This window comes from Kitasatospora sp. NPDC093558, assembly GCF_040683475.1.
In the GTDB taxonomy this organism is placed as follows: Bacteria; Actinomycetota; Actinomycetes; order Streptomycetales; family Streptomycetaceae; genus Kitasatospora.
On sequence record NZ_JBFBDY010000006.1, the window covers coordinates 15,152 to 38,860 of the forward strand.

At 71.4% G+C, this 23,709-nt stretch carries 28 protein-coding genes; 18 read left to right on the forward strand and 10 right to left on the reverse strand.

What is annotated here, in order from left to right; all coding sequences use genetic code 11:
* Window positions 1-119 precede the first annotated feature (119 nt).
* Window positions 120-1,001 (reverse strand): DUF3027 domain-containing protein, encoded by an 882-nt coding sequence (locus AB0O00_RS01465; RefSeq protein WP_363647957.1) that lies wholly within the window; start codon window positions 999-1,001, stop codon window positions 120-122.
* Between the two features lie 595 nt (window positions 1,002-1,596).
* Here AB0O00_RS01465 and AB0O00_RS01470 point away from each other — a divergent pair.
* The 4 genes from AB0O00_RS01470 to AB0O00_RS01485 all read left to right on the forward strand — a co-directional run bounded on the left by AB0O00_RS01470 (window position 1,597) and on the right by AB0O00_RS01485 (window position 5,144).
* Window positions 1,597-2,907: an MFS transporter gene (locus tag AB0O00_RS01470; RefSeq protein WP_363647959.1), complete on the forward strand. Its 1,311-nt coding sequence runs from the start codon at window positions 1,597-1,599 to the stop codon at window positions 2,905-2,907.
* Between the two features lie 72 nt (window positions 2,908-2,979).
* Window positions 2,980-3,507 carry a hypothetical protein gene (locus AB0O00_RS01475; RefSeq protein WP_363647889.1) on the forward strand — a complete coding sequence of 176 codons (528 nt, stop codon included), beginning with the start codon at window positions 2,980-2,982 and terminating at the stop codon, window positions 3,505-3,507.
* Window positions 3,508-3,517: 10 nt separating this feature from the next.
* A complete protein-coding gene (locus AB0O00_RS01480) occupies window positions 3,518-4,300 on the forward strand; it encodes a futalosine hydrolase (protein WP_363647891.1) in 783 nt (260 codons plus the stop codon).
* Window positions 4,293-5,144 carry a 1,4-dihydroxy-6-naphthoate synthase gene (locus AB0O00_RS01485; protein ID WP_363647893.1) on the forward strand — a complete coding sequence of 284 codons (852 nt, stop codon included), beginning with the start codon at window positions 4,293-4,295 and terminating at the stop codon, window positions 5,142-5,144. Before AB0O00_RS01480 ends, AB0O00_RS01485 begins: the two co-directional genes overlap by 8 nt.
* 18 nt (window positions 5,145-5,162) lie before the next feature.
* On the opposite strand, the gene AB0O00_RS01490 is transcribed toward AB0O00_RS01485, so the two are convergent.
* Window positions 5,163-5,546 carry a cold-shock protein gene (locus tag AB0O00_RS01490; RefSeq protein ID WP_363647895.1) on the reverse strand — a complete coding sequence of 128 codons (384 nt, stop codon included), beginning with the start codon at window positions 5,544-5,546 and terminating at the stop codon, window positions 5,163-5,165.
* A 530-nt stretch (window positions 5,547-6,076) separates the two neighbouring features.
* On the opposite strand from AB0O00_RS01490, the gene AB0O00_RS01495 reads away from it, so the two are divergent.
* Window positions 6,077-6,313 carry a hypothetical protein gene (locus AB0O00_RS01495; protein WP_363647897.1) on the forward strand — a complete coding sequence of 79 codons (237 nt, stop codon included), beginning with the start codon at window positions 6,077-6,079 and terminating at the stop codon, window positions 6,311-6,313.
* 4 nt (window positions 6,314-6,317) lie between these two features.
* Here the strand turns inward: AB0O00_RS01495 and AB0O00_RS01500 are convergent, their stop codons facing one another.
* On the reverse strand, window positions 6,318-6,944 hold the full coding sequence (locus AB0O00_RS01500; RefSeq protein ID WP_363647899.1) for an HAD family hydrolase: 627 nt from the start codon (window positions 6,942-6,944) through the stop codon (window positions 6,318-6,320).
* Between the two features lie 99 nt (window positions 6,945-7,043).
* Here AB0O00_RS01500 and AB0O00_RS01505 point away from each other — a divergent pair, with 99 nt between their 5' ends.
* The 3 genes from AB0O00_RS01505 to AB0O00_RS01515 are packed head-to-tail and all read left to right on the forward strand — an operon-like array spanning window position 7,044 to window position 9,930.
* The gene (locus AB0O00_RS01505; RefSeq protein WP_363647901.1) at window positions 7,044-8,081 is read left to right on the forward strand and encodes an iron ABC transporter permease; all 1,038 of its coding nucleotides are present in this window, start codon (window positions 7,044-7,046) and stop codon (window positions 8,079-8,081) included.
* The gene (locus AB0O00_RS01510; RefSeq protein ID WP_363647903.1) at window positions 8,078-9,124 is read left to right on the forward strand and encodes an iron ABC transporter permease; all 1,047 of its coding nucleotides are present in this window, start codon (window positions 8,078-8,080) and stop codon (window positions 9,122-9,124) included. Before AB0O00_RS01505 ends, AB0O00_RS01510 begins: the two co-directional genes overlap by 4 nt.
* Window positions 9,124-9,930, forward strand: coding sequence for an ABC transporter ATP-binding protein (locus AB0O00_RS01515; protein WP_363647905.1), 807 nt, complete (start codon window positions 9,124-9,126; stop codon window positions 9,928-9,930). The genes AB0O00_RS01510 and AB0O00_RS01515 overlap by 1 nt, the downstream gene beginning before the upstream one ends.
* On the opposite strand, the gene AB0O00_RS01520 is transcribed toward AB0O00_RS01515, so the two are convergent.
* The gene (locus AB0O00_RS01520; protein ID WP_363647961.1) at window positions 9,914-12,295 is read right to left on the reverse strand and encodes a non-reducing end alpha-L-arabinofuranosidase family hydrolase; all 2,382 of its coding nucleotides are present in this window, start codon (window positions 12,293-12,295) and stop codon (window positions 9,914-9,916) included. The genes AB0O00_RS01515 and AB0O00_RS01520 overlap by 17 nt on opposite strands.
* A gap of 260 nt (window positions 12,296-12,555) precedes the next feature.
* On the opposite strand from AB0O00_RS01520, the gene AB0O00_RS01525 reads away from it, so the two are divergent.
* The 3 genes from AB0O00_RS01525 (at window position 12,556) to AB0O00_RS01535 (ending at window position 16,463) form a co-directional block, all read left to right on the forward strand.
* A complete protein-coding gene (locus AB0O00_RS01525; RefSeq protein WP_363647907.1) occupies window positions 12,556-14,343 on the forward strand; it encodes a hypothetical protein in 1,788 nt (595 codons plus the stop codon).
* Window positions 14,340-15,206: an immunity 49 family protein gene (locus tag AB0O00_RS01530; RefSeq protein WP_363647909.1), complete on the forward strand. Its 867-nt coding sequence runs from the start codon at window positions 14,340-14,342 to the stop codon at window positions 15,204-15,206. The genes AB0O00_RS01525 and AB0O00_RS01530 overlap by 4 nt, the downstream gene beginning before the upstream one ends.
* A gap of 420 nt (window positions 15,207-15,626) precedes the next feature.
* Window positions 15,627-16,463 (forward strand): ABC transporter substrate-binding protein, encoded by an 837-nt coding sequence (locus AB0O00_RS01535; RefSeq protein ID WP_363647911.1) that lies wholly within the window; start codon window positions 15,627-15,629, stop codon window positions 16,461-16,463.
* Window positions 16,464-16,473: 10 nt separating this feature from the next.
* Here AB0O00_RS01535 and AB0O00_RS01540 read toward each other — a convergent pair whose 3' ends face one another.
* Window positions 16,474-17,355: a LysR family transcriptional regulator gene (locus AB0O00_RS01540; RefSeq protein WP_363647913.1), complete on the reverse strand. Its 882-nt coding sequence runs from the start codon at window positions 17,353-17,355 to the stop codon at window positions 16,474-16,476.
* 71 nt (window positions 17,356-17,426) lie between these two features.
* On the opposite strand from AB0O00_RS01540, the gene AB0O00_RS01545 reads away from it, so the two are divergent.
* Entirely contained in the window at window positions 17,427-17,786 is a 360-nt protein-coding gene (locus tag AB0O00_RS01545; protein WP_363647915.1) for a nuclear transport factor 2 family protein, read from the forward strand.
* A gap of 108 nt (window positions 17,787-17,894) precedes the next feature.
* Here the strand turns inward: AB0O00_RS01545 and AB0O00_RS01550 are convergent, their stop codons facing one another.
* Both AB0O00_RS01550 and AB0O00_RS01555 read right to left on the reverse strand, forming a co-directional pair.
* Complete coding sequence (locus AB0O00_RS01550; RefSeq protein WP_363647917.1) at window positions 17,895-18,158, reverse strand: hypothetical protein; 264 nt, start codon at window positions 18,156-18,158, stop codon at window positions 17,895-17,897.
* Window positions 18,155-18,517 (reverse strand): ATP-binding protein, encoded by a 363-nt coding sequence (locus AB0O00_RS01555; protein ID WP_363647919.1) that lies wholly within the window; start codon window positions 18,515-18,517, stop codon window positions 18,155-18,157. Before AB0O00_RS01555 ends, AB0O00_RS01550 begins: the two co-directional genes overlap by 4 nt.
* A gap of 255 nt (window positions 18,518-18,772) precedes the next feature.
* On the opposite strand from AB0O00_RS01555, the gene AB0O00_RS01560 reads away from it, so the two are divergent.
* From AB0O00_RS01560 to AB0O00_RS01575, 4 genes are read left to right on the forward strand one after another with little or no spacing between them, the layout of a single operon-like run.
* On the forward strand, window positions 18,773-19,636 hold the full coding sequence (locus AB0O00_RS01560) for a helix-turn-helix transcriptional regulator (protein ID WP_363647921.1): 864 nt from the start codon (window positions 18,773-18,775) through the stop codon (window positions 19,634-19,636).
* Window positions 19,629-19,817, forward strand: coding sequence for a DUF397 domain-containing protein (locus AB0O00_RS01565; RefSeq protein WP_363647923.1), 189 nt, complete (start codon window positions 19,629-19,631; stop codon window positions 19,815-19,817). Before AB0O00_RS01560 ends, AB0O00_RS01565 begins: the two co-directional genes overlap by 8 nt.
* Before the next feature lie 2 nt (window positions 19,818-19,819).
* Window positions 19,820-20,047, forward strand: a complete 228-nt coding sequence (locus tag AB0O00_RS01570) for a DUF397 domain-containing protein (RefSeq protein WP_363647925.1) — start codon at window positions 19,820-19,822, stop codon at window positions 20,045-20,047.
* 41 nt (window positions 20,048-20,088) lie between these two features.
* Window positions 20,089-20,271 (forward strand): DUF397 domain-containing protein, encoded by a 183-nt coding sequence (locus AB0O00_RS01575; RefSeq protein WP_363647927.1) that lies wholly within the window; start codon window positions 20,089-20,091, stop codon window positions 20,269-20,271.
* 255 nt (window positions 20,272-20,526) lie between these two features.
* On the opposite strand, the gene AB0O00_RS01580 is transcribed toward AB0O00_RS01575, so the two are convergent.
* The 3 genes from AB0O00_RS01580 to AB0O00_RS01590 all read right to left on the reverse strand — a co-directional run bounded on the left by AB0O00_RS01580 (window position 20,527) and on the right by AB0O00_RS01590 (window position 21,976).
* Window positions 20,527-21,045, reverse strand: coding sequence for a DUF6879 family protein (locus tag AB0O00_RS01580; RefSeq protein WP_363647929.1), 519 nt, complete (start codon window positions 21,043-21,045; stop codon window positions 20,527-20,529).
* On the reverse strand, window positions 21,035-21,250 hold the full coding sequence (locus AB0O00_RS01585; protein WP_363647931.1) for a hypothetical protein: 216 nt from the start codon (window positions 21,248-21,250) through the stop codon (window positions 21,035-21,037). The genes AB0O00_RS01580 and AB0O00_RS01585 overlap by 11 nt, the downstream gene beginning before the upstream one ends.
* Window positions 21,251-21,370: 120 nt before the next feature.
* Window positions 21,371-21,976: a TetR family transcriptional regulator C-terminal domain-containing protein gene (locus tag AB0O00_RS01590; protein WP_363647933.1), complete on the reverse strand. Its 606-nt coding sequence runs from the start codon at window positions 21,974-21,976 to the stop codon at window positions 21,371-21,373.
* A gap of 55 nt (window positions 21,977-22,031) precedes the next feature.
* Here AB0O00_RS01590 and AB0O00_RS01595 point away from each other — a divergent pair, with 55 nt between their 5' ends.
* Together AB0O00_RS01595 and AB0O00_RS01600 are read left to right on the forward strand one after the other, a co-directional pair.
* A complete protein-coding gene (locus AB0O00_RS01595; RefSeq protein ID WP_363647935.1) occupies window positions 22,032-22,910 on the forward strand; it encodes an alpha/beta hydrolase in 879 nt (292 codons plus the stop codon).
* Between the two features lie 46 nt (window positions 22,911-22,956).
* Complete coding sequence (locus AB0O00_RS01600; RefSeq protein ID WP_363647937.1) at window positions 22,957-23,694, forward strand: class II aldolase/adducin family protein; 738 nt, start codon at window positions 22,957-22,959, stop codon at window positions 23,692-23,694.
* The last annotated feature ends 15 nt before the right edge of the window (window positions 23,695-23,709 follow it).

Consider the following 23,709-nt stretch of genomic DNA (forward strand, 5'->3'; position numbering starts at 1 on the left):
CGCCGACCCTGCCGACTGCTCCCGGTCACGCCCCGCGCCGACCCGGTCAAGGGCGTCCCCCCGGAAACGCCGACGGCCCGCCCCGCCGGTGCGGCGGGACGGGCCGCAGGCGGCACGCGTCAGGAGTGGCCGAGCTCCTCGGCCGGGGCGTCCGGCTCGACGGAGCCGGAGGCGCGGTCCGGGTGGAGCTGCATCGGCTCGACCACGAGCTCGTCCAGGATCAGCTCGGACGGCGCCGGCGGGGCCGGGATCACGGCCGCCTCGGAGTGCCCGCCGCAGCCGTACGCGAAGGAGACGATCTGCCCGTCGGCCGGCCCGAACTCGTTGCCGCACACGCCGAAGGCCTGCCCGAGCGTGCCGCCGATCGGGATCAGGAAGCCGCAGCTGTTGCACGAGGCGGGCGCGGACTGCGCCATCGGGGTCTGCGGGCCGTGGGCCTTCTCCCAGCGGTCGGCGGCCAGGTGCAGGCCGAGCCGGGAGAGCACCCGGCTGCGGCCCATGCCGAGTTCCTCGGCGACGGCGTTGATCTGCGCGCGGACCGGGGCGGGCTGGACGCCGGTGTCGCTGACCACGACGTCCTCCTCGGCGGCCTGGGCCACCGCGGAGTTCGGCGCGGGCTCGTCCTCGCCGGTCCAGCCGGGCTCCAGGCGCAGGTCGTCGGCGTCGGTGGGGAGCAGGTCGCCGGGGCCCATGTCGCCGGGGCGCAGGCGCTCGCTCCACGGCACCCACTGGGGGGCGAGGACGGCGTCGGGGCCGGGCAGCAGGACGACCTCGTCCAGGGTGACGTTCTTGGCGCGCGGGGCGCGGGCGACGGTGACCGCCCAGTGCCAGCCGCGGTAGGCCGCGTCGAGGCACTCGAAGGTGTGCGTGACGACACGGTCGGCGTCCGCCTGGACTCCGAGGTGCGTCCCGACGGCCTCCGCTCCGACCGCCTCTTCTGCGGCCTGGCGGGCGAGTTCGACGGCCTCGGCACAGAGCCGATCGGGGGTACGGCTTCGCATCGCAGCACTCACGGCGTCGATTCTCTCCCAGTTCTTCTGTCGCCCACGGCGTGTTGCCTAGTCCGTCGCGGCTCGGTGTACCTCATCCATTCTGCGCGACCGGGGGCCGCAGCGGGTACCGACCGCGCCGCTCGTCCGGGCCTGCCGGCGCCGTGGGGGCCCGGGCGGGCGGACCCTGGGCAGGCTACCCGTCGGTCGGCGCCCCGGCACAGTCCGGGGCGCCGGCGGACCCGCACTGGCCGCGCCGAGGCGAACGGAATCCCGCGTCACAGAAGCGAATCTGGGGCAGGATGGGCTTGTGGCGGACGAGAACCCGTCGCAGCACGCACTGCGTGCCTCGCAGCCCGACGGCCCCACCGGCCCCGACGAGGCGAACGCGGTGCCGCGACAGCAGCCCCCGGTCCACCCTGCGGGCGAACCGCAGCCGGCGGACGGTTCCGGGACGTCCACGACCACCCGGGTCGACCTGACCAAGCACGACGACGGGGCCCTGCCCGCGGGCCCGGCGGCCGAGGACCTCGACGAGGAGTTCGCCGAGCCCCACCGCCACTTCCTCATCCGCACCGCCTCCGCCGCCGGCGCCCGCACCGGCAAGGTGGTGCACGGCACCGGCCGCCGGATCCGCCGGGCCACGTCCGCCGAGGGCGCCGGCGAGTCGGGCCTCGCGAAGCTGATCGAGCTGCACGCGCTGAACTCCTTCGGCGACATGCTGATCACGATCGCGCTGGCCTCGACGATCTTCTTCTCCGTGCCGACCGGCGAGGCCCGCGGCCGGGTGGCGCTCTACCTGCTGATCACGATGGCCCCGTTCGCCGTCCTGGCCCCCGTGATCGGCCCGCTGCTGGACCGCCTGCCGCACGGCCGCCGCGCCGCCATGGCGATGTCGATGCTGGCCCGGGCCGTGCTGGCCTGGACGATGGCCGGGGTGATCGCGGGCGGCGGCCTCGCGCTCTACCCGGAGGCGCTCGGCGTGCTGGTGGCGTCCAAGGCGTACGGCGTGGTGCGCAGCGTCGTGGTGCCCCGGCTGCTGCCGCACCGGCTGTCCCTGGTGAAGGCGAACTCCCGGGTCACCCTGGCCGGCCTGCTGGCCACCGGCGTGGCCGCCGCCGTGGGCGGGCTGCTGCACCTGATCGGTCCCGGCTGGCCGCTGCGGGGCGCGTTCCTGGTCTTCGTGATCGGCACCCTGATGGCCTTCCACCTGCCGCACGCGGTGGACTCGGCGAAGGGCGAGCAGCGGGCCGTCCTGCACGCCGAGGTGCACACCGAGGGCTCGCACCTGATCCACCACAAGGCGCCGCCGGTGAAGGCGTCGCTGCGCACGGTGGGCCCGTCGGTGGTGCTGGCGCTGCGGGCGATGGCGGCGATGAAGTGGCTGGTCGGCTTCCTGGTGATGTTCCTGGCGTTCCTGCTGCGCGAGGAGCCGATCGGCGGCCTGCGGCCCACGCTGGCGCTGGGCCTGGTCGCCCTGGCGGCGGGCACGGGCAACGCGCTGGGTTCCGTCCTCGGCTCGTGGCTGCGCACCCGCGGCCCGGAGGCGACGGTCACCGCGATGCTGCTGCTGGCGACCTGCGCGACGGCGGCCTCGGCCCTCTGGTACGGCGTGGTGACGGTGATCATGATCGCCGGGACGGCCGGTCTGGCGGCCTCGCTCGGCAAACTGGCGCTGGACGCGCTGATCCAGCGGGACGTCCCGGAGGCGGTGCGGACCTCGGCGTTCGCCCGTTCGGAGACGCTGATGCAGCTGTCCTGGGTGGCCGGCGGCGCGGTCGGCATCCTGCTCCCCCTGAACGGGGAGCTGGGGCTCTCGGTGGCCGCCGCGGTGGTCGGCGTGGTGCTGCTGTGGACGATCCGCTCGCTGTTCCGGGTGGGCCTGCGGCGGCACCCGACGGCGCCCCGGGTCGCCTGACCGGGGCCGCGGCAACACGCGGTTGCCGACCCCCGCGTAGCGTGATCGACGAAGCCCGGTAGATTCTGACGCATGAGCCTCGATACCCGTGTCATCGCCGCCCTCGGCGCCGTCGTCGTGATCGGCGCCGGCACGGTCGGCGGGTCCATCGCCTTCGCGTCCGGCCAGACCGCGCACAGCAGCCACCGCGCCACCCTGACCGTGGGCAACTCCTCGATCGTGGCGGACCCGCTCTGCTTCAACGACGGGAACCCGCTGACCGAGGACGACCAGCAGAAGTGCCAGGAGACGGCCACCCAGGCCCTCAAGGACGGCACGCTCCCGACCTCCGACGTCGTCGTCGCCGACATGGTCGGCGTCGGCGTCTCGCCGAACGTGGCCGAGAAGGGCTGGTGGGCCTTCACCAACGGCGGCTCGCAGGGCCAGGGCGGGCGCTACAGCCTGTTCTCCTACGCCAAGAACACGACCTACTCGGGCTCGCAGTCGGCCGCCAAGCTGCTGAACGCCTCCGGCAAGACGCTGGTCACCGTGGTCGAGGGCGACAAGAACTCGGACAACCCGACGGCCGTCTGGTACTTCCAGCTGAACACCCAGGACTGACGGTCCTGCGATGACCGCGCACGCCGCCGACGACCGGCGCAACGAGCAGTCGGGCCCCGAGCGGGCCCGGCTGCTCGTCGTCGTCGCGGTGCCGGCCGAGGCCGAGGCGGTCCTGCGCGGCCTGCCCGGCGAGGTGCGCACGCTGCCGCTGCCCGGCGGGGAGTTGCACCGCGCCGGGGCCGTGGACGTCCTGGCCGGCGGGGTCGGCCCGGCCGCCGCAGCAGCAGGCGCCTCGGCGGCGCTCTCTGCTCACCACTACGGGGCGCACCGCTACGGGCTGGTCGTGTCGGCCGGCATCGCGGGCGGGTTCGCCCCGCACGCCCCGGTGGGCGCGACCGTGGTGGCCGACGCGATCGTCGCCGCCGACCTGGGCGCCGAGACCCCCGAGGGCTTCGCCGACGTCTCCGAGCTCGGTTTCGGCACCGTCCGGCACACCCCTCCCCCGGCCGCCGTCGCGCTCGCCACGCGGGCGCTGGGGGCCGTCACCGGGCCCGTCCTGACCGTCTCCACCGTCACCGGCAGCGCCGCGCGGGCCGCCGCCCTCACCGCCCGCCACCCGGGCGCCGCGGCCGAGGCGATGGAGGGCTTCGGCGTGGCCGAGGCCGCCGCCCGGTTCGGTGTGCCGGCCTTCGAGCTGCGGACGGTCTCCAACCCGGTGGGCCCGCGCGACCGGGCCGCCTGGCGGATCGGCGACGCCCTGGCCGCCCTGGAGCGGGCCTTCGCCGCGCTGCCCGTCCCCGCACTCGTCGAGGCACTCGCCGAGGCACCCATCGAGGAGGCCGGCCGTGGCTGAACGGCTCAGCATCGCGTACTCGCCCTGCCCGAACGACACCTTCGTCTTCCACGCCTGGGCGCACGGCCTGGTGCCCGGCGCGGACGCCCCCGAGGTGACGTTCGCGGACATCGACATCACCAACGGGCTGGCCGAGCGCGGCGAACTGGACGTCCTGAAGATCAGCTACGGCGCGCTGCCGTGGGTCCTGACGGAGTACACGCTGCTGCCCTGCGGCGGCGCGCTCGGGCGCGGCTGCGGCCCGCTGGTGCTCACCCGGCCGGGCGTGGCCTCCGCGGAGGACCTCACCGGCAGGACGGTGGCGGTGCCGTCCGAGCGGTCCACCGCGTACCTGCTGTTCCGGCTCTGGGCCGCGAAGGCCGTGCCGGGCGGCTTCGGCGAGATCGTCGTCCTGCCGTTCCACGAGATCATGCCCGCCGTCCGGGACGGCCGGGTGGACGCCGGCCTGGTGATCCACGAGGCCCGCTTCACGTACGGGCGGTACGGGCTGCACAGCCTCGCCGACATGGGCGAGGCCTGGGAGCGGGAGACCGGCCTGCCGATCCCGCTCGGCGCGATCGTCGCGAAGCGCTCGCTGGGCGCCGAGCGGCTGCGCGCGCTCACCGACGCGATCCGCGCGTCCGTCCGGCAGGCCTGGGCGGATCCGGCGGCCGGCCGGGAGTACGTGCTCGCGCACGCCCAGGAGATGGACCCGGCCGTCGCCGACCAGCACATCGGGCTGTACGTCAACGAGTTCACCGCGGACCTCGGCGAGGAGGGCTACGCGGCCGTCCGCGCGCTGCTCACCCGGGCCGCCGCGGAAGGGCTGGTGCCCCCGCTCGACCCGGGTGCGCTCGCGTTCTGACGCCGCTCGGGGCCCTGCTCAGAGGTCGAACTGGTCGGCCACCGCGCGCAGCAGGCCGGCCAGCTTCTGGCCCGTCGGCTTCGCCGGGTAGCGGCCGTGCTGGAGGCCCGGGAGCACCGCGTCCAGCGTGGTGATCAGGTCCTGGACGATGGGCGCCATGTCGTCGGCGCTGCGGCGCTGGGCGGCGGCCACCGAGGGCAGGGCGTCGAGCAGCTGCACGGCCATCGCCTGGTCGCCGCGGTGGCCCGCCACCACGCCGAACTCGACCCGCTGGCCCGGCTTCAGACTCGTGACACCGGTGGGCAGCGCCTTGGTGTGGACGAAGACGTCGCCGCCGTCGTCGCGCGACAGGAAGCCGAAGCCCTTCGTCTCGTTGAACCACTTGACCTGGCCGGTGGGCATCTCGAACAGTCCTCGAATGGGTGTGAGGGATCCCGGCCCTGGCCGGGGATCACTGGGTGGTGGAAAGAGCGGGCCGACCTCGGCTCGGCGCCGGTGGGCGCTCATGGTCAGCACGCTGTCAGGAGCAGACTAACGGTCCGTCACTGCCTCATCCGCGTTCCGCGAAAGATCCGCGGTCCGGCGACTCGGGCACCCTGGCCCGCAGGGCTCTCGCGATCACGGGCGAGCCGGTACTGGTGCGCCCTGGGCGCGGCTCAGCGCTGTCCATGCGGGTCACACCTCCGGCTCCGGGGGAATCGGGGCGCGCCAGTCGCACCCCTAGGCAACCCGTGCATACCCCCGCTCAGCAGGGATCGAAACTCCCAGCTTCCGGGAAACTGCGCAACGTGACCGAACCGCCCGCCTGCGGAGCGGTGCGGCGAGAGGCGGGCGGGGAGGCGGGCCGGGAGCGCGCCGGGGGGCTCTGCCAGACTGGAGTGCCCCCGAGCACCCCCGAGCACCCCCGAGCACCTCCCGAGGAGCGAGCAGAAGTGAGCAGCCAGAGCGCCGACCGCGGCGACGCCTACGTCCGGGTCGGAGCGATCGTCTTCGGCGTGGGCGCGCTCGCCACCCTGGTCACCTTCGTCCCGCTGTTCCTGCACCTCACGCCGCTGCCGACGGCCGCGTACTGGCTGAGCATGCTGATGCCGGTGGGCTTCCTCCTCGCGCTGGTCGGGCTGTACGTGAACGCCCGAGCCCAGAAGCGCCGCGCGGCCTCGCAGGCCTGACCGTTTAGGCCTCCAGGTGCCCGGCGAGCCAGGCCGGGAACTCGGTGAGGTCGGCGAGCACCACGTCCGCGCCGGCCGCCCACAGCTCGTCCGCGCCGTACGGCCCGGTCGCCACGCCCACCGCGACGGCGTCCGCGCGGCGGGCGCCGACGATGTCGCCGAGGTGGTCGCCGACGTAGACCGTCGCGCCGTGCTCGCGCAGCGCGTCGCCCTTGGTCTCCGCCCACAGGTCGCCGACCAGCGCGTCCGCGTGCAGCCCGGCGTGCTCCAGGTGGAGGCGGGCGTTCGGCTCGTACTTGCCGGTGATCACCGCGACCCGGCCGCCGTGCGCGCGGACGGCCTCGACGGCGGCGTGCGCGCCGGGCAGCGGGACGGTCGGGGCGAAGGCGTGGTCCCGGTACAGCTCGCGGTAGCGGGCGACGGCCCGCTCGACCTCGTCCGCGGGGAACCAGTTGCGGATCTCGTCCACCAGCGGCGGGCCGAGCCGGGTGACGACGAGGTCCGCGTCGATGGGGGTGCCGGTCTCGGCCGACAGCGCCAGGTAGGTGGCGCGGATACCCGGCCGGGTGTCCAGCAGCGTCATGTCGAGGTCGAATCCGACGGTGAGCGGGGTGGCGGGAGTCGCGGGCATGGCGCCAGGCTATCCAACGGCCCGTGCGGGGACGAGGCGATTTGCCCGGGCTTCGCGACGGAACTTAGGTTTACCTGAGTTGTCTGCGGAAGAGGGCCCATGACCGACACCAGCGCCGCGCCGCCGCCCGGCCGGCGACGGACCTCCCACCGCCGGATACCGTGGCTCCTCGCCGCGCTGGCCGTCCTGGTCGGCGCGGTGCTGCTGAGCCTCTCGGTCGGCAGTCGCACGATCCCCTTCTCCGAGACGCTGGACGCCCTGCTGCACGGCGGCGACACCGCCAACGCCGTCGTCGTCCGCGAACTGCGGGTGCCGCGCACGGTCGTCGGCGTCGCCGTCGGCGCGGCGCTCGGCCTCGCCGGGGCCGTCATGCAGGGCCTCACCCGCAATCCGATCGCCGACCCGGGCATCCTCGGCGTCTCCCAGGGCGCGGCGGCCGGCGTGGTCGTCGCGATCTCCGGCTTCGGGATCTCGACGCTCACCGGGTACGTCTGGTTCGGCTTCGCGGGCGCGGTGATCGCCACCGTCCTCGTGTACGGCCTGGCCGGGCGCGGTCGCGGCGGCGCGACGCCCATCAAGCTGGCGCTGGCCGGCTCGGCGATGTCGGCGTTCATCGCGTCGCTGAACACGCTGGTGCTGACGACCGACGCCGCGACGATGGACCGGTTCCGGTTCTGGCACGTCGGTTCGCTGTCCGGGCGGACGTCCGACGTGGCGTGGCAGCTGCTGCCGTTCCTGCTGGTCGGGACGGTCCTGGTGGTCGCGGTGGCGCGCGGCCTGGACGCGCTCGCGCTCGGCGACGACACCGCCAAGGGCCTCGGCGCGAAGACGGGGGCCGTCCGGGCGGTGGGCGCCCTCGGCACGACCGTGCTGACGGGCTCCGCGGTCGCGGCGGCGGGCCCGGTCGCGTTCGTCGGCCTGGCCGTCCCGCACGCGGCGCGGGCCGTCGCGGGGGCGGACCACCGGTGGGTGCTCGCGTTCTCCGCCGTCCTCGGCCCGGCGCTGCTGCTGCTCGCGGACACGCTCGGGCGGGTGCTCTTCCCGCCCTCGGAGGTGCCGGCGGGGGTGATGACGGCGCTGGTGGGGGTCCCGGTGCTGGTCGCCCTCGTACGGCGGCGGAAGGTGGTGGCGGCATGACGTCGGTTTCCCTGCGGGGCTACACCGTCGTGCGGGCCGGGCGGGCGTCGTTCCTGCTGCACCGGCGCTCGACCCTCGTCGCCCTCGGGCTGCTGGCCGCGCTCGCCGGCACCGTCATCGCCTCGCTCTGCCTCGGCGAGTCCACCGTGTCGCCGGCCGACGTCGTCGAGGTCGTGCTCGGGAAGCCGAACCCGAACGAGCTGGTGGTGGGCGAGTTCCGGCTCCCCCGCATCGTCGTCGGCCTGCTGGTCGGCACCGCGCTCGGCCTGGCCGGGGCGCTCGTCCAGACCGTCGCCCGCAATCCGCTCGCCAGCCCCGACGTCGTCGGCGTCACGTGGGGCGCCACCGCGACCGTCGTCGGCCTGATGGCGTACGGCGTCGTCGGCTCCACCGGCCAGGCCCCGTACGCGGCCATCCTCGGCGGACTGGTCGCCGGGCTGCTCGTCCACGCCCTCGCGTGGCGGCGCGGACTGCATGCGCAGCGCTTCGTCCTCATCGGCATCGGGATCAGCGTCGCGCTCTCGTCGCTGACCTCCGTCTTCCTCACCAAGGGCGACGGCTTCCAGGCGCAGGCCGCCAAGGTGTGGATGACGGGCAGCCTCAACGGCTCCGGCTACGACCAGGCCGGGTGGCTGGCCTGGGTGCTGCTCGCCGCCGCGCCCGTCGTCCTGTGGGCGGCGCGGGCGCAGCGCTCGATCTCCTTCGACGACGCGACCGCCGTCGGCCTCGGCCTGCGGCTGGACCGGATCCGGCTCGGCATGGCGCTGCTCGGCATCGTCCTCGCCTCGTGCGCGGCGGGCGCGGCCGGCCCGGTGGACTTCGTCGCGCTGATGGCCCCGCAGATCGCCCTGCGGCTGGCCCGCTCCGCGCAGGTCCCGCTGCTCTGCTCGGCGCTGACCGGCGCGCTGGTCGTCGTCCTGGCCGACCTGATCGCCCGGCGCCTGCTCGCCCCGACCGAGCTGCCGGTGGGCGTCGTGACCGGCCTGGTCGGCGCGCCCTACCTGATGTGGCTGCTGATCCGATCCCGCCGTGGAGGTGCCTGATGGCCGTGCTGGAAGCCCGTGACCTGACCCTCGCCTACGAGGCGCGCACGGTCGTCGAGGGCCTGGACGTCACGGTGCCGGAGGGCCGGGTCACGGTGATCGTCGGCCCGAACGCGTGCGGCAAGTCGACGCTGCTGCGCGCCCTCGGCCGCCTCCTGAAGCCCGCCCGCGGCGCGGTCCTGCTCGACGGCGAGGAGCTGGCGCGCATCCCGACCAAGCGCGTCGCCCAGCGCCTCGGCCTGCTCCCGCAGTCCCCGACCGCCCCCGAGGGCATCTCGGTCGCCGACCTCGTCGCCCGCGGCCGCCAGCCGCACCAGAGCTGGTGGCAGCAGTGGTCCCCGCAGGACGAGGCCGCCGTCGCCGAGGCCCTGGACCGCACCTCCACGGCCGACCTCGCCGACCGCAGCATGGACGAACTCTCCGGCGGCCAGCGCCAGCGCGCCTGGATCGCCATGGCGCTCGCCCAGGGCACCGACGTGCTGCTCCTCGACGAGCCGACGACGTACCTCGACATCGCGCACCAGGTCGAGGTCCTCGACCTGGTGCGCCGGCTCAACGTCGAACGCGCCCGGACGGTCGTCGCCGTCCTCCACGACCTCAACCAGGCCGCCCGCTACGCCGATCACCTCGTGGCGATGCGGGACGGCCGGATCGTCGCGCAGGGCGCCCCGGCAGAGGTGGTGACGGCGGACCTGGTCCGCGAGGTCTTCGGCCTCACCTCGGTCGTGGTCCCCGACCCGGTCACCGGCACCCCTCTGGTCGTCCCGGGCGCCCCGTGGACGGCTGCTGTCAGCGCTGCAGGGTGAGGACGCCCGGCTTCCACGGCAGCTTGTCGTACGGGCCGGTCGCGTTGGGGGACTTGCCCTGGTAGAGGAACTGCAGGTTGCAGGGGTCGATGGTCATGGTCTGGTCGGGGTTGTTGCGGACCAGGTCGCCGTGGCTGATGTCGTTGGTCCAGCCGGCGCCGCTGTTGGCCTTGCCGGCGAAGGGGTTGCTCTCGCTCGCGGCCTGCGGGGTCCAGGAACCGTTGAGGCTGGAGGCGGTGAAGGAGCGGAAGTAGCGCCCGGCGGAGCCCTGTGCCTCGACGATCATGAGGTACTGGTTCCGGTCCTTGACCTTGTAGACCTGCGGCGCCTCGAACAGGTTGTTCGGCGTGTCGCTCATGACCGTCGTGTAGGAGGAGCCGAAGTTGCCCGGGAAGTTCCCGATCGGCATGCTCGCCCGGTAGATGCTGCCGTTGTCACCGGCGAAGAACAGGTACATGTTCTGGTCGTCGGCGATCAGGGTCTGGTCGATCGGGCCGGTGCCGGAGTTGGGGATGCTGCCGGTGAACAGCGGCTGCGGCGCGGACCAGCCGTTGGGGTTGGTCGGGTCGCTCGACGTGCGGTAGATGAAGGGCCACTGGCCCCACTGGTAGGCCAGCACCCAGATGTTCTTGGGCGCGAAGTAGAACAGCGTGGGCGCGACTGCGGCCTGGCCCATGCCGATCTGGGGGGCGGAGGCCATGTCCGACCAGTTCGTGAACGGGCTGAACATCATCGAGCCGTACGAGGAGCCGTTCACGTTCGACGCGTAGATCAGGTGCTTGCCGTTGTAGACGACGTCGGTGAAGTCCTTGACCGAGGCCCATCCGTTCGCCGGCTGCGCGAGCGCGCCCGTCGAGGACCAGTGGTACGTCGACGGAAGGGCGCAGGTGCCGCCCGTCTGTGCGGACGAGCCGAGGTTCCAGTGCTGGTTGGCGGCGCCCCAGGAGTCCCACACCTGGGGAGGGGTGCCGTTGGCGCTCTGGCCGCCGGGGAGTTCGAGTGCCCGGCCGCTGGCGACGTTGATCAGCGTGTAGGAGCCGTCGGCGTTGCGGTCGGCGCGCCAGTGCTGGTTGGCGCCGCCGTTGGCGTCCCAGACCAGCGGCTTCGTCCCGTTGGCCGTCTGGCCGCCCGGCTCGTCCAGCACGCGGCCGCTGGCGAGGTTGGTGAACGTGAAGGAGCCGTCGGCGTTGCGGTCGGCCCGCCAGTGCTGGTTGGCGGCGTCGCCGTTGGCGTCCCACACCTGGAGGGGGGTGCCGTTGCCGTTCTGCCCGGCCGGCTCGTCCAGAACGCGTCCGCCGACCGCGGCGGAGAGCGTGTAGACGGTGCCGGAGCCGATGCCCCCGCCCTGGGTGCCGCCGCCACCGCTGCTGCTGCCGCCGAGGGCGGTGAGCGCCGCAGCGTAGGCGGGCTTCTTGTTTCCACTGGCGTCGAACAGCAGCGGGTTCTCGCCGCCGCGCCACGAGTCGCTGTCGCGGATGCCCCACACCGAGATGCCCGTGCAGCGGGCGACGTTGAGGCAGTCCCGGACGGTGTCGGTGTACGCGCTCGCGGGGGCCTGGGCGATGTCGAGTTCGGTGATCTGGACGTCCACGCCGAGCGCGGCGAAGCTCGACAGCGTGGTCTGGAAGTTCGCCGGCGGGCCGCCCGCGCCGAAGTGGCTCTGGAACCCGACGCAGTCGATGGGCACGCCACGGGACTTGAAGTCCCTGACCATGCCGTAGGCGCCCTGGGTCTTGGCGTCGGACCAGTTCTCGATGTTGTAGTCGTTGTAGCAGAGCTTCGCGCCGGGATCGGCGCCCCGGGCGGTGCGGAACGCCTCTTCGATGAAGCCGTTGCCGAGGACGTTCTGGAACACCGAGCTGCGGTGCTGGCCGCTGGGGCCGTCGGCGAAGGCCTCGTTGACCACGTCCCAGGCGTAGATCTTGCCCTTGTAGTGGCTCATCTCCTGGGTGATGTGGTTGTCCATCACGCTGCGCAGGGTATTGGCGTCGTTGATGGAGCCGACCCAGCCGGGCAGCTGCGAGTGCCAGACCAGCGTGTGCCCGCGCATCTTCTGACCGTGCGCGGAGGCGTGGTCGACGATCGCGTCGGCGGGGCCGAAGTTGAACGAGCCCCGGGAGGGTTCGGTGCTGTCCCACTTCATCTCGTTCTCCGGGGTGATCGCGCTGAACTCCCGGTCGAGGATGGTGGAATACGTCGAGTCCCCGAGCCTGCCCGAGGACACCGCCGTACCGAAGTAGCGGCCGCTGCCCGTAGCCGCTCCACCCAGATTGGTCGGCGCGCCGGCCTGCGACGTGAAGGCGGCCTGGGCGATCAGCGGTACGGCGGCACCCGCGGCGGCGAGCACCACGGCGACGGCGATCACGCGGCGGGTCGCCGGGCGGCGGCGGTGAGGACGGTTCTGTTCTGGCAACGGCTTGTCCCTCTGTCGCAGTTGGGCCCTGGTCTCGGCCCCGGTCACCTGCCAGTTGCCGCCGCGCAGGCGAAGGTTGCCGCGCGCCGAAAGCTTTTTTTCGCCCGGCCCGGACGTGGACGGCGACTGTCACCGAGCGTGTCAGTGGGCATACCTATGATTTATTGAGCCGCAGGGGAGCGGCGCGAGGGCCGACATGGGGGGGGCTGCAGGTGAGCGACGATCCGGTGAACCCGGGAGAGGTGCCGGTCTTCACCGGCGACCTGTTCGCACTGGACAACCGGGTGCAGTCGATCTCGACGGCCGGGGCGGCGATCGCCTCGGCGGCGGGTGCCGTGCACACGAGCTTCGGCGGGCTGAGCGCGTTCTACAAGGCGCCCGAGGCCGAGCAGTTGTTCGCGACCACCAAGCCGGTCGACGACCTCGGCACCAAGCTCAGCCAGGACGCCTGCATCGTGGCCGGGGCGCTCGGCACGTACTCCAAGGACGCGGCACCGCTGGTCAAGCGGCTCGCCGACCTCAAGCGCGAAGCAGAATCGTTTCACTCCAAAGTTGCCAACGACCACGACTGGCGCCAGGACGACGGCAAGGTCGAGTTCATGGACCCGCACGGCAACGTCTACGACGAGGCCGGCAACCTCCGCCAGCACGGCGACGAAGCCCCCAAGGACGGCGCAAACCCCAACCCGGCCAAGCCCAAGCCCCCGGCCCCGGCCCACGCCAGGACCCCCGAGCTGGTGGGCGTCGGCGGCAGGAACGGCGCCATCAAGCTGGCCTCCGACATCTCCGACCCGCTGCACGCCCCGGACCACGCCCCACCCGCCGGCCACGCCCCCGACCACACCCCCGGCGGCCACGCCCCGGAGGGCCCGCGCAACGACGCCAACGCTCCCCACGGCGGGCGGGATTTGCCGGCGCCCGGCGGCCGATTTGAGCCCCCGGCCACCGGGGGACACGACGGTAGCCATGGAGCGGGCGGCGAGGGGTCATCGACCGCCGGGCACGACGGGTCGGGTGCGAACGGACATCCGCAGAGCACGTCTACGGGCACCCACGGACCCGATACTCCTGGCGGCGGTACACATCAGGGCGAGCAGAGAATCTCCCCTGAGCGGGCCAAGGAGCTGATGGACGAGCATGTCCGCCTAGCGAACGACGACCCTGCCTGGCTCGAGAAGCACTACCACACCAAGCACGAACCCCCCAGGCGCAAAAGCATCGGGGCCCTCGTCGACGGTGTCGAACTGCCGCAGTTGACGAGAGACGCGAACGGGAAGCTGATCTCTATCCACGACCTTCCGAACGGGCCACGGGAGGGCCGGTACGACAGGACTCCACTCGGTCTTGACTCGGTCCCCGAAGGAAACCTCTCCAAGCTGCAAAAGCTCGCGGGCGACCGCCGAGTTTCGTTGGAGCTGACCAAGGCGCTGCAGGATCTGGACAAGGCAAACACGCCGGCGAACCGCCAGACGGTCGAGTCCGCGCGGGAGGCGTTCGACAAGAGGCTGTTCGGCGTCGCCAACAACACCAAGATTTCCGAGAAGCTTGGCAGCGCGGCTTCGGCACTGCATGCAATACCGCACGAATTCCGCGACGCGGTCCCGATCGAGCTCCCCGAGACAGGCAACGGCGCCAACATGTTCGACAGGGCGTACAAGCTCCCTGACGGCGAGCGTCTCATCGTTGAGGAGAAGGCCCCGTCCAGCGATCCCGATTGGCGTCAGGGCAAGGCCGACCCCGACCTGGACTACCCGCACGATGATGGCGGCGCGCAGGGCCTGCGGGTGCAGCAGGGCACTCGGCCGTACCTCCGGACGCTCTTCCGCGAGATGGAGCTCCGGGGCGGCGAGGACGCCAGAATTGCGAAGGATCTCCGGGACGCGCTGATGGCCGGGAAGCTAAAGTATGTTCTGGTCACGGCCAAGGTCGACGCCAACGGCGATTACCTCGGGGCAGTGATGGAGCATTTCAAGGACATCCATCCGGAGGAGGGCAGATGACTACGCGCATTCAGCGCCATGACTTCCGGAGGGACAATTCGGCCGAATCCCTTGCGCCGCTTGTTGCGGCTGTCGAGGAAGCCGTCAAGGGCCTTGAGAGGTCCGAGGACGACCGGGCCGACGCGCTCGAGCTCGCGCTCGGGCTGGCGAAGTGGCGCTGTCTGGAGGACCCTCGCGCCGGCATGCTCGAAACCTGGGAGACGTGGGTTCTGGCCATGCAGGTCGGGTCTGCGCTGTTCGCCGCCGGCACGGCGCAGGAGGGTCCGTTGGAGTGTCGGGTCGGTACCGAGGGCGAGGTGCGCAAGTTGCCCGCAACCGGCCCTCGGGACTACCTCCACGCCGGAAACTGGCTGAGCGCCTTCTACCTCGCCCTGATCGGCCGTGAGAACGAGCGCCTGAAACAACTCGCCGAGGTACCGGTTGAGTTCATTCGCGCGTCCGGCATGGAGTTCGACGACTACGTCTACGACTGGATCGAGACCCTTCAGCACTTCTGGTTCGGTCGCTCGCAGGCCTGGGACTCCCTGGTCGCCGCGGCCGAGGGCACCGCCCCGGAGAGAGCGCGGATCGCTGGCACCGACCTGATGCTGAAGATCCTCTACCCGCCGATCGAGCTCTTCCAGCTCTACCTGCGAAGGGAAGTCGAGGCCTTCAACAACTCCCTCGTCGACGCCCTGACCTGGCACAAGGAGTACTGGACCGAGAACGAGGCCCGCTCCCTCAATCCCGTGGGCCTGGTCGCCATGGCCCCTCTCGCGATGGCGTGTCTCGCCTACGAAGCCGGCATGCCCATCGATGTCGAGTCGGAATACCTTCCACATCACCTGCTTCGCGGCGGCTGGGTCGGCGAGTTTCCGACATAAGTTCCTCGGGGCCCCGAAGCCTGCCTCGCCATGCTCCGGGAGGACATCGATCGGCGGCCCGAGAAGGCCGGGACGAGCCCTGCCGTTCCGAACAGGGTCCTGGGCACAACGCCGAGGACCCTCGGCAGCCTCCGCCCGCCAGCACCGCGCACGGCCGCCCTCCTGCCCGGGATGCATAGGCACGACACTGTGCGGGTGGGCGGCGCGCTCGGGCATTGGCTGGCAATTCGGACATAATCGGCAGGGTTCGTCTCCCCCGTCGTCCGACCGTCCGAGGAAACGCCGATGCACCGGATCACCCGTCGCACGTTGCTGGTCGGGCTGGGTGGGGCCGCGCTCGCTGCCTGTACGGCGCCTCGGCCGGGTGGGGCGGGGGCGGACGGGGTGGGGGCGAGCGGGTCGGCCGTGCCCGTGCCTCCGGTGACGGTGAACACCGCCGTCGGGCCGGTCGTCGTGCCGGGTGCGCCGCTACGGGTCGTCGCGCTCGACACGGACGTGTTCGACTCGGCGCTCACGCTCGGGATCGCGCCGATCGGGGCCGCGCGGCCCGCGCTGGACGCGCACTACCCGGAGTACTGGCCGCAGTCCCGGACGGCCGCGATCGCGTACGTCGGGCCGGCCGGGGCGCCCGATCTCGCGGCGATCCGGTCGCTGCGGCCGGACCTGATCCTCTCCAACCAGATGCGCGACGGCGACCGCTACGACGTCCTCCGGGAGCTCGCGCCGACCGTGCTCACGCAGACCACCGGCGCCCCCTGGAAGGCCAACTTCCTCCTGCACGCCCAGGCGTTGAGCCGGCAGGCCGCCGCGGCAGCCTTCGTCGGCTCGTACCAGCGGCACGTCTCGCAGGTGACGGCCGCGCTCTCGGAAGCGAAGCTGAACGGGCGGAAGGTGAGCCTCGTACGGTTCGTCGAGGGCGGCGGCATCCGCCTGTACGGGAAGCAGAGCTTCCCCGGGACGGTCCTCGCCGACGCGGCCGTCGGGCGGCCGGACGCGCAGAACGTCGACCAGTCCGACTTCGAGATCCCGCTCGACCAGATCGCCAAGGCGGACGGCGATCTGCTCCTCTACGGGACGTACGGCGATCCGGACCGATCCGGCGCCAACACCGTTCTGGCGAGCTCCAGTTGGCAGGCACTGGGCGCCGTGAGGGGGTACCGGACGTTCCCCGTGGACGACCAGCTGTGGTTCCAGGGCATCGGGTACACGGGCGCCAACTACATGCTGGACGAACTGCAGCGCTTCCTGGGTGCGTGACAGTCCGGCGTCAACCGCCAAGTGCCGTACGGAGCTTGGCGCGCAGGAGACGGACGGCCGGCGAGTGCTGGTCGCGGCGGGCGACGAGGCCGAGGCAGGCGTGAACCGCCGCGTCCTTGACGGGAATTGCGCGGAGCGTCGGGACGCCGACGGCGGACGACGGGCTCAGGACGGCCACGCCCGCGCCGCGTTCGGCGAGGCGGAGAAGGGTCGTCGGCGAGCTGGCCTCGATGTCCACGCGCGGTTCGAGGCCGAGCCGGCGACAGGAGCGGTCGTAGGCGGCGCGGATGCCGGTGCCCGGGGTCAGGCCGAGGATCTTCTCGCCGCCGTGGAGATCGGCGAGGCGGACGGTCTTGCGGTCGAGCGGGTGTCCGATCGGCACGACGGCGGCGATCGGCTCGTCGACGAACACGCTCGTGTCGAGTTCGGCGTCGGCCTCGCCCGCGAAGCCGACCAGGGCCAAGTCGAGGGTGCGGGCGATGACTTGGGACTGGAGGAGCTCGGAATCGTCCTCGTGCAGGCTGAGTTTGATGCCGGGGTGCGTACGACCAAGGTCGGCGACGACGTCGAGGAACGGCGGGATCGAGCAGCCCGTGATCATGCCCAGGCGCACGCGCCCGCGCACGGCCTCCGCGAACTCGGCGGCGGTGTGCTGGATGTCGTCGAGCGTGGCGAGGGCGTTCTTCGCGAGCGGGAGGATCGCCTCCCCGGCGGGGGTGAGGCGGATGCCGCCCCGGGTGGACCGTTCGAGGAGTTGCTGGCCCAACTCGCGCTCCAGCTTGCCGACTTGGGTACTGATACCGGACTGGCTCACGTGCAGGCGCGCGGCGGCAGCGGTGAAGGAGCCCTCGTCGACGACGGCGGCGAAGTAGCGCAGCTGGTGCATCTCCATATCTGAAGATGATAGCTGGCATCGGATCTATCTGTTGGACGGATGGATGGGTGCGGGCGGAGCATGGAGGCATGACGACGAAGAGTGCACGCGAGATCGCCGAGACCTACTTCACCTCCTGGGAGGCCGGCGACTTCGAGGCGATTCGGGAACTGCTGGCGGAGGACGTGGACTTCGTGGGCGCGCTCGGCACGGCCTCGGGGGTGGAGGAGGCCTTGGGCGGACTAAAGGGGCTCGGGCAGGTGCTGGAGAAGATCGACGTCCAGGTGCGGGTCGCGGAGGGCGATGACGTCATCACCTGGTACGACCTGCACACGAGCATCGCGCCGGCGACGCCCACCGTGAACTGGATGCACATCGAGAACGGCAAGATCACGCGGATCCGGGTGACGTTCGACCCGCGGGAGATGCTGGCGGGCTTCGGGAAGTAGGGGGTCGTCAGTCGTCCTCGTCGGGCGGAGTCGCCCGGAGGGCGGTGATCACGCCGAGCACGACGGTGGCGATCGCGAGGGCGAGGAGGACGGCGAAGGCCGCGGCGATCAGAAAACGCACGGGTCGTCGTCCTGCTCTCGTCCGGCGTCGAGGAGGAGGGAGAGGAGGTTCAGGAGAGTCGTGACGGGCGCCGTGTTGAAGCAGACGAGGACGCGGCCGTCGATGGTCCTGTCGGTGGTGGCGGAGGGCCAGACGAGGCCGAACTTCTTGCCGCGCTCGTGGACTTCGGCGAGGAGCGAGCGGATCTGGGCGTCGGTGTAGTCCCGGACGCGGGGGTCGCTCGGCTTCATGGGGTGACGGGCGACGCTCACGCGGCGGCGTCCAGCTCGAACCAGACGGACTTGCCGCGCTGCTGGGGGTCGACGCCCCAACGGTGGGTGAGGCCCTCGACGAGTTGGAGGCCGCGACCCGACTCGGCGAGGCCGGGGAGCGCGCGACACTCGGGGAGGGTGGGACTCTCGTCGGAGACGGACACGCGGAGCGTGCCAGGAGCGGTGATGATGCAGACGAGGGGCGCGGGGGTTTCGCCGTGCCGCCAGGCGTTCACGAGGAGCTCGACGAGGGCGAGTTGGGCATCGAAGATGGTGGACGACGGCCAGCCGGCGCGGTCCATGGTGTCGCGGAGGGACTGGCGGGCGATGGCGAGGGAGGGCGTGTTGAGGTGACGCATGGGAGTACTCCCGAGGCGTGAGGGAGGAGAAGGACGGATACGTCACCGTGAGCCAGGTCGGGTGGAGGCATGACTGCTCTGCGGTGCGACGAAATGGCGTTACTGACGATCCGTCGGATCGGTACGTCTTCGACCATAGCGCAGTGGAGTATCTAAATTTCCACCTTCGCGGGAAGTTCCCCCGGGAGTGGTAACTGGTGGACCGGCACTTGGCCAGCGCGGCAGACTTGACGGGACTACGCCTGGAAGGAAGCCATGCCACCACGCTCCAACCCGACACTCCGCCAGCGCCGCCTCGGCACCGAGCTGCGGAGAATGCGCGAGCAGGCCGGCTTCGGCGGCTCCGAGCTCGGGCGCATAGTCGGGATGAGTCCTGCCCAGGTCACACAGATGGAATCGGGACGGATCGGTATCAGCGCCGATCGGCTCCACACCATCGCCGCAGCATGCAACTGCGGCAACCGACCCCTGATCGAAGCACTCGCCGGCGTGATCTCCGAGAGAGGCAAAGGCTGGTGGGAGGAGTACCGAGAGGTCCTCACAACAGACTTCCTGGAGGTCGCTGAGATCGAGGGCCACGCGCAGCGGCTCTCCACCTGCACCACCACGTACCTCCCGGGCCTGCTTCAGACCGGCGCCTACGCCTCCGCAGTCTTCACGCGGATCTATCCCCCGCTGCCCCGGAAGGACATCGACATCCGCACGGCCTTCCGTGTGCAGCGGCAGCAGATCGTTCGATCAGGCAAGGTGCCGCTTCGAGCTTTTATCCACGAAGCCGCACTTCGGATGCAGTTCGGCGGCCCGAAGGTGCTCGCGGACCAGCTTGATGCTCTCCTCGAAGACTCCGAGCGGCCCGGAATCTCACTCCGCGTGATCCCGTTCGCAGTCGACACGTTCCCGGGAGCCGGTGAGAACATCACGCTCGCCGAGGGGGCAGTCCCCGAGCTGGACACGATCCAATTGGACGTCTCTCAAGGCGCACTATTCTTCGACTCACCCGCTGACCTGGCCAAGCATCGAGCCATCTTCGATCGAACGGACGCCACGGCGATCAACGAAGCAGGGTCGCGAGACTTCATTCGGTCCATCATGAAGGAACTGGAAGGCACGTATGCCTGAGTCGGCATGGCAGAAGTCCAGCTACAGCGCCGCGAACAACGAGTGCGTCGAGGTGCGCGCCGCCGCTGGGGCGATCGAGCTCCGCGAGTCCGACGAAGGCGAAACCATCCTCCACACCACCCCCGCCCACCTCGCCACCCTCCTCACCGCCATCAAGGCCGGCGAGCTCCGCAACACGTGAGCATGCAAGCGCCCATCGCCTATCGAACCCTGGAGACCAAGATGCTCGAATCCATCTGGCAGAAGTCATCCTTCAGCGGATCCGGTGGCGACTGCGTGGAGGTCCGCGCAGTCAACGGAACCGTCGAGCTCCGCGAGTCCGACGAAGGCGAAACCATCCTCCTCACGACGCCCTCCCGGCTCGCCTCGCTCCTCCGCGCCATTAAGACTGGCGAATTCGGAAACACGTAAGCAGGCAAGCGCCCATCGCCAACCGAACCCTGGAGACCAAGATGCTCGAATCCGTCTGGCAGAAGTCATCCTTCAGCGGCAACGTCGAGAACTGCGTGGAGGTCCGCACGACCCACGGGGCGATCGAACTGCGCGAGTCCGACGAGGGCGACATTATCCTCCGCACCACCGCGGCCCGCCTCTCTGTCCTCCTCATCGCCATCAAGGCCGGCGAACTCCGCTAACCCCCGGCGCAGGAAGTCGGCCTCACCGACTTCCTGCGCTGCCACGCCACCTCCACCCCTCACTCACCCAAGTGCGCCGATGGCCGAAGTGATCAGCTTTCGATCGGCGACGCCGTAGACGGCAACGGCTGACAGCCCAACCAGCGCCCGCGCGGTGATGCCGGCGGCCTTCCGGATCTCGCGCAGGCGCTGGCCCAGGGCTTGCCTGGCCTGTTGGACGCTGGATGACGACGAGGTAAGTGGCACTGGACCCGCTCAGGCAAGGACGTAGTCCTGGTGCGGGAACGCCCGCTCCCAGACCGCGGCGAAGGCTGCCGAGCAGAGCTCGATGACATCCCGATCGTCGGTGGTCTCGTCGTCCACGAAGTCACCGTCGCCGCTGAAGTGGTGGATCACCGCGACTGTGTCGTCGATCAGCCAGAAGTCGTTGCCGGGCAGCGATAGGTCCGTCGCCCGGCGCCGGGGCAGCCAGCGGACATCCTCCCCCGCCGCGATGTTCCTGAACGTGATCTCGTGCTCGAACCTGATGTACTCGCTCACCGGCTCGGACACGACCCGCGCGCGACGCACCTCGACGCCTCGCTCGACCGCGTCAGCGACGAGTTGGAGCCACGGACTCCACCACGAAGCACGATCGGCCCGGTCGTCGCGATGCCCCGCACGCCAGCGGACGTACAGCGGATCGTCGAGCATGTACCCGTCCCGCAACTCCAGATGGACGGCAGACCGGCGGCACGTGCTCAGCAGGTGCTCCAGCGTCGGCTCAGCTGCCACCTGTCACCTCCGGGAAGAACCGCATCATGCGGCGCGGAAACTCGATGACGGTCTCGTGCTCGGGGATGTCCAGTTGGGCCAGCCGCTCGGAGTCGAGCACCTTCCAGCCCTGGAGGAGGTAATTGCCCGTCGCGTCGTCGAAGTAGACCGTCGGCGACTTGCCCTCGGGGCTCTCGGGATCCTTGCCGAGCATGTGCAGAGCCATGGCGACCTCTCTCGCTTCGGACGATGAGTACTGTGCCCAAGTTTCCGCCCCAAGTGCCAACTTGCCCCCTGGACTTGCGACAACTTGCACGCCGGGTGCAGCAGGCGCCGCGAGCCGCACTTACTGGCCGCCGAACAGCTCTTCCAAGTGGTACTCCAGGATCGCCACCGCCTCATCTCCGCCGCGCTGTCCGCCAAGGACGCTGGAGCCGAGGCCGTTGACCATCGCCAGCAGACCGGCGGCGGTCATCGCCGGGTCCTTCCGCTCGTCGATCTCGCCCGCCTCCTGCGCGGCGCGGATCTGCTTCGCCAGGAAGCCCTCCAACAGATCCGGCTGCAACGGACCCTTCTTCTCCATCGCCCCCGGATCACTCAGCACCAGCGTGTAGTACGCCGCGTACGTCCTCGTGATCCGCCGGCTCTCCGCATCCGTCGGCAGGATGCACCCCAGGATCGCCGTCACGATGCTGCGCGGTGTGGGCGGCGTCCCCGCCTCCCGGATCCACCGTTCCATCCGCGCCTGCAACTGCGCCCCCAGTCGCGCCAGCGCGTCCAGCAGCAGCCCGTCCTTCGTCGTGAAGTAGTACTGCACCAGCCGCAGCGACACCCCCGCCTCCGCCGCGACCGCCCGCATGCTTGCCGCCTGCAAGCCCTGGGTGTCGGCGATCCGCAGCAGGGCCTCGGCGATCTGGCGTCGGCGTTCCTCGTGGTCGGGCTTCTCCGCCATCCCTTGAACCTCCCATCCTGGTACGCCCGTATCATGCCTGTGATACACATGTACCATGCGAATCAGCGAGTTCAGGAACGCCCCGGCCGAAGCCCGCTTCCGCGCCGCCTACGAGCGCACGTTCGCCTCCCTCTGGCCCGGCCCGAAGGCGGCGCTCGACATCCCCACCGCCTTCGGCACCACCCGCGTCTACCGCACCGGGCCCGACCACGGCGAACCGCTCGTCCTCCTGCCCGGCTCCGGCGGCAACGCGCTGATGTGGCACCGCTCTGTAGCCGCACTCGCCGAACGCCACCCCGTCATCGCCGTCGACACCATCGGCGAGCCCGGCGCGAGCGTCCAGACCGCTCCCCTCCACGACGGGCGCGACGCCGCCGCGTGGCTCGACGAGCTCCTCACCGCCCTCCACACGCCTCCCGCCCACCTCATCGGCTGCTCGTACGGGGGCTGGATCGCGATCAACCACGCCATCCACCACCCCGGCCGCGTCACCGGCCTCACCCTCCTCGACCCGGCGGGCATGGCCAACATCGGATGGCGGTTCTACACCTGGGTGATCGCCGGAGGCCTCGCCGGCCTGGCGCCCCGGGCACTGCGCCCGCGACTGGCCAGGGCAGTCGGCAACAGCACCATCCTCGAAACCGAACTGATGGCCCTCATGAAGGCCACCATGGGCTTCCGCCGCCGACTCCCCCTCGCCCACACCTTCACCGACGACGAGCTTCGCCGCCTCCAAACCCCCACCCACGTCCTCCTCGGCGCGCGCAGCGCCCTGCACGACTCGCCGGCCGTAGCGGCCCGCCTCGGCCGGCTTCTCCCCACCGCCCACGTCGAACTGATCCCCGACGCCGGACACGCCCTGACCACCGACCAGCCGGATCTCGTCACGGCGCGAATCCTCGACGGGTGGCCGTCAACCCCGCTCCAGAACTAGCGTGTTGACCCACGAGAACCGACCGGACGACCAGTCAGGAGTGCCCGTGGACACCATCCGCACCGCCCAGGACGCCACCGACCAGGACGCCACCGACCAGGACGCCGCCGAACTGGTCGCGCTCGGGAGCCGGGTCCTCGCGGAGGCGGGGCAAGGGGACATGGTGTGGGGGCACCTCGCGGTGCGCGACCCCGGCGGGCGCGGGGTGTGGATGAAGTCGTCGGGGTGGGGGCTGGAGGAGATCCGGCCGGACCGGGTCGTCCTGGTGTCCTGGGAGGGCGAACTGCTCGCGGGCGAGGGGCGGGTGCACCTCGAATTCCCCATCCACACCGAGGTGATGCGGGCCCGCCCGGACGTCCACGTCTCGCTGCACACCCACTCCGCCACCGTCAACGCGTTCAGCGCCCTCGGCGTCCCGCTCCGGCCGCTCAGCCACGACGCGGTGGTCTTCGCCGAGCACGGCCTCCCGAGCTTCGGCGCCACCGCGAACCTCGTCCGCACCCAGGACCTCGGCAAGGCCCTCGCCGCCGACCTCGGCCCCGCCCGGGCCTGCCTGATGCCGCAACACGGACTGCTCACCGCGGGCCGGGACATCGCGCACGCCGTGATGTACGCCGTCCTGCTGGAACGGGCCTGCGCCGTCCAGCTGACCGCCCAGGCGGCGGGTCCGATGCGGCACTGGACCAGCCACAAGGAGTCCCTGGAGAAGGACGCGCTCGCCTGGCCGCCCAGCCAGATCGAGGCCGGCTGGCAGTACTGGGTGCGGCGCGCGACGCGGTCCTAAGGCCCCTCGCCCACA

What these genes read in the sequence shown, in the direction of transcription:
- AB0O00_RS01490 (WP_363647895.1), bottom strand. Translation starts at nt 5,546, where the DNA reads ATGCCCACCGGCCAGGTCAAGTGGTTCAACGAGACGAAGGGCTTCGGC.
- AB0O00_RS01570 (WP_363647925.1), top strand. Translation starts at nt 19,820, where the DNA reads ATGCAAGCGCCCATCGCCTATCGAACCCTGGAGACCAAGATGCTCGAA.
- AB0O00_RS01510 (WP_363647903.1), top strand. Translation starts at nt 8,078, where the DNA reads ATGACGTCGGTTTCCCTGCGGGGCTACACCGTCGTGCGGGCCGGGCGG.
- AB0O00_RS01540 (WP_363647913.1), bottom strand. Translation starts at nt 17,355, where the DNA reads ATGGAGATGCACCAGCTGCGCTACTTCGCCGCCGTCGTCGACGAGGGC.
- AB0O00_RS01465 (WP_363647957.1), bottom strand. Translation starts at nt 1,001, where the DNA reads ATGCGAAGCCGTACCCCCGATCGGCTCTGTGCCGAGGCCGTCGAACTC.
- AB0O00_RS01475 (WP_363647889.1), top strand. Translation starts at nt 2,980, where the DNA reads ATGAGCCTCGATACCCGTGTCATCGCCGCCCTCGGCGCCGTCGTCGTG.
- AB0O00_RS01575 (WP_363647927.1), top strand. Translation starts at nt 20,089, where the DNA reads ATGCTCGAATCCGTCTGGCAGAAGTCATCCTTCAGCGGCAACGTCGAG.
- AB0O00_RS01500 (WP_363647899.1), bottom strand. Translation starts at nt 6,944, where the DNA reads ATGCCCGCGACTCCCGCCACCCCGCTCACCGTCGGATTCGACCTCGAC.
- AB0O00_RS01565 (WP_363647923.1), top strand. Translation starts at nt 19,629, where the DNA reads ATGCCTGAGTCGGCATGGCAGAAGTCCAGCTACAGCGCCGCGAACAAC.
- AB0O00_RS01560 (WP_363647921.1), top strand. Translation starts at nt 18,773, where the DNA reads ATGCCACCACGCTCCAACCCGACACTCCGCCAGCGCCGCCTCGGCACC.
- AB0O00_RS01515 (WP_363647905.1), top strand. Translation starts at nt 9,124, where the DNA reads ATGGCCGTGCTGGAAGCCCGTGACCTGACCCTCGCCTACGAGGCGCGC.
- AB0O00_RS01555 (WP_363647919.1), bottom strand. Translation starts at nt 18,517, where the DNA reads ATGCGTCACCTCAACACGCCCTCCCTCGCCATCGCCCGCCAGTCCCTC.
- AB0O00_RS01590 (WP_363647933.1), bottom strand. Translation starts at nt 21,976, where the DNA reads ATGGCGGAGAAGCCCGACCACGAGGAACGCCGACGCCAGATCGCCGAG.
- AB0O00_RS01530 (WP_363647909.1), top strand. Translation starts at nt 14,340, where the DNA reads ATGACTACGCGCATTCAGCGCCATGACTTCCGGAGGGACAATTCGGCC.
- AB0O00_RS01595 (WP_363647935.1), top strand. Translation starts at nt 22,032, where the DNA reads ATGCGAATCAGCGAGTTCAGGAACGCCCCGGCCGAAGCCCGCTTCCGC.
- AB0O00_RS01505 (WP_363647901.1), top strand. Translation starts at nt 7,044, where the DNA reads ATGACCGACACCAGCGCCGCGCCGCCGCCCGGCCGGCGACGGACCTCC.
- AB0O00_RS01480 (WP_363647891.1), top strand. Translation starts at nt 3,518, where the DNA reads ATGACCGCGCACGCCGCCGACGACCGGCGCAACGAGCAGTCGGGCCCC.
- AB0O00_RS01545 (WP_363647915.1), top strand. Translation starts at nt 17,427, where the DNA reads ATGACGACGAAGAGTGCACGCGAGATCGCCGAGACCTACTTCACCTCC.
- AB0O00_RS01585 (WP_363647931.1), bottom strand. Translation starts at nt 21,250, where the DNA reads ATGGCTCTGCACATGCTCGGCAAGGATCCCGAGAGCCCCGAGGGCAAG.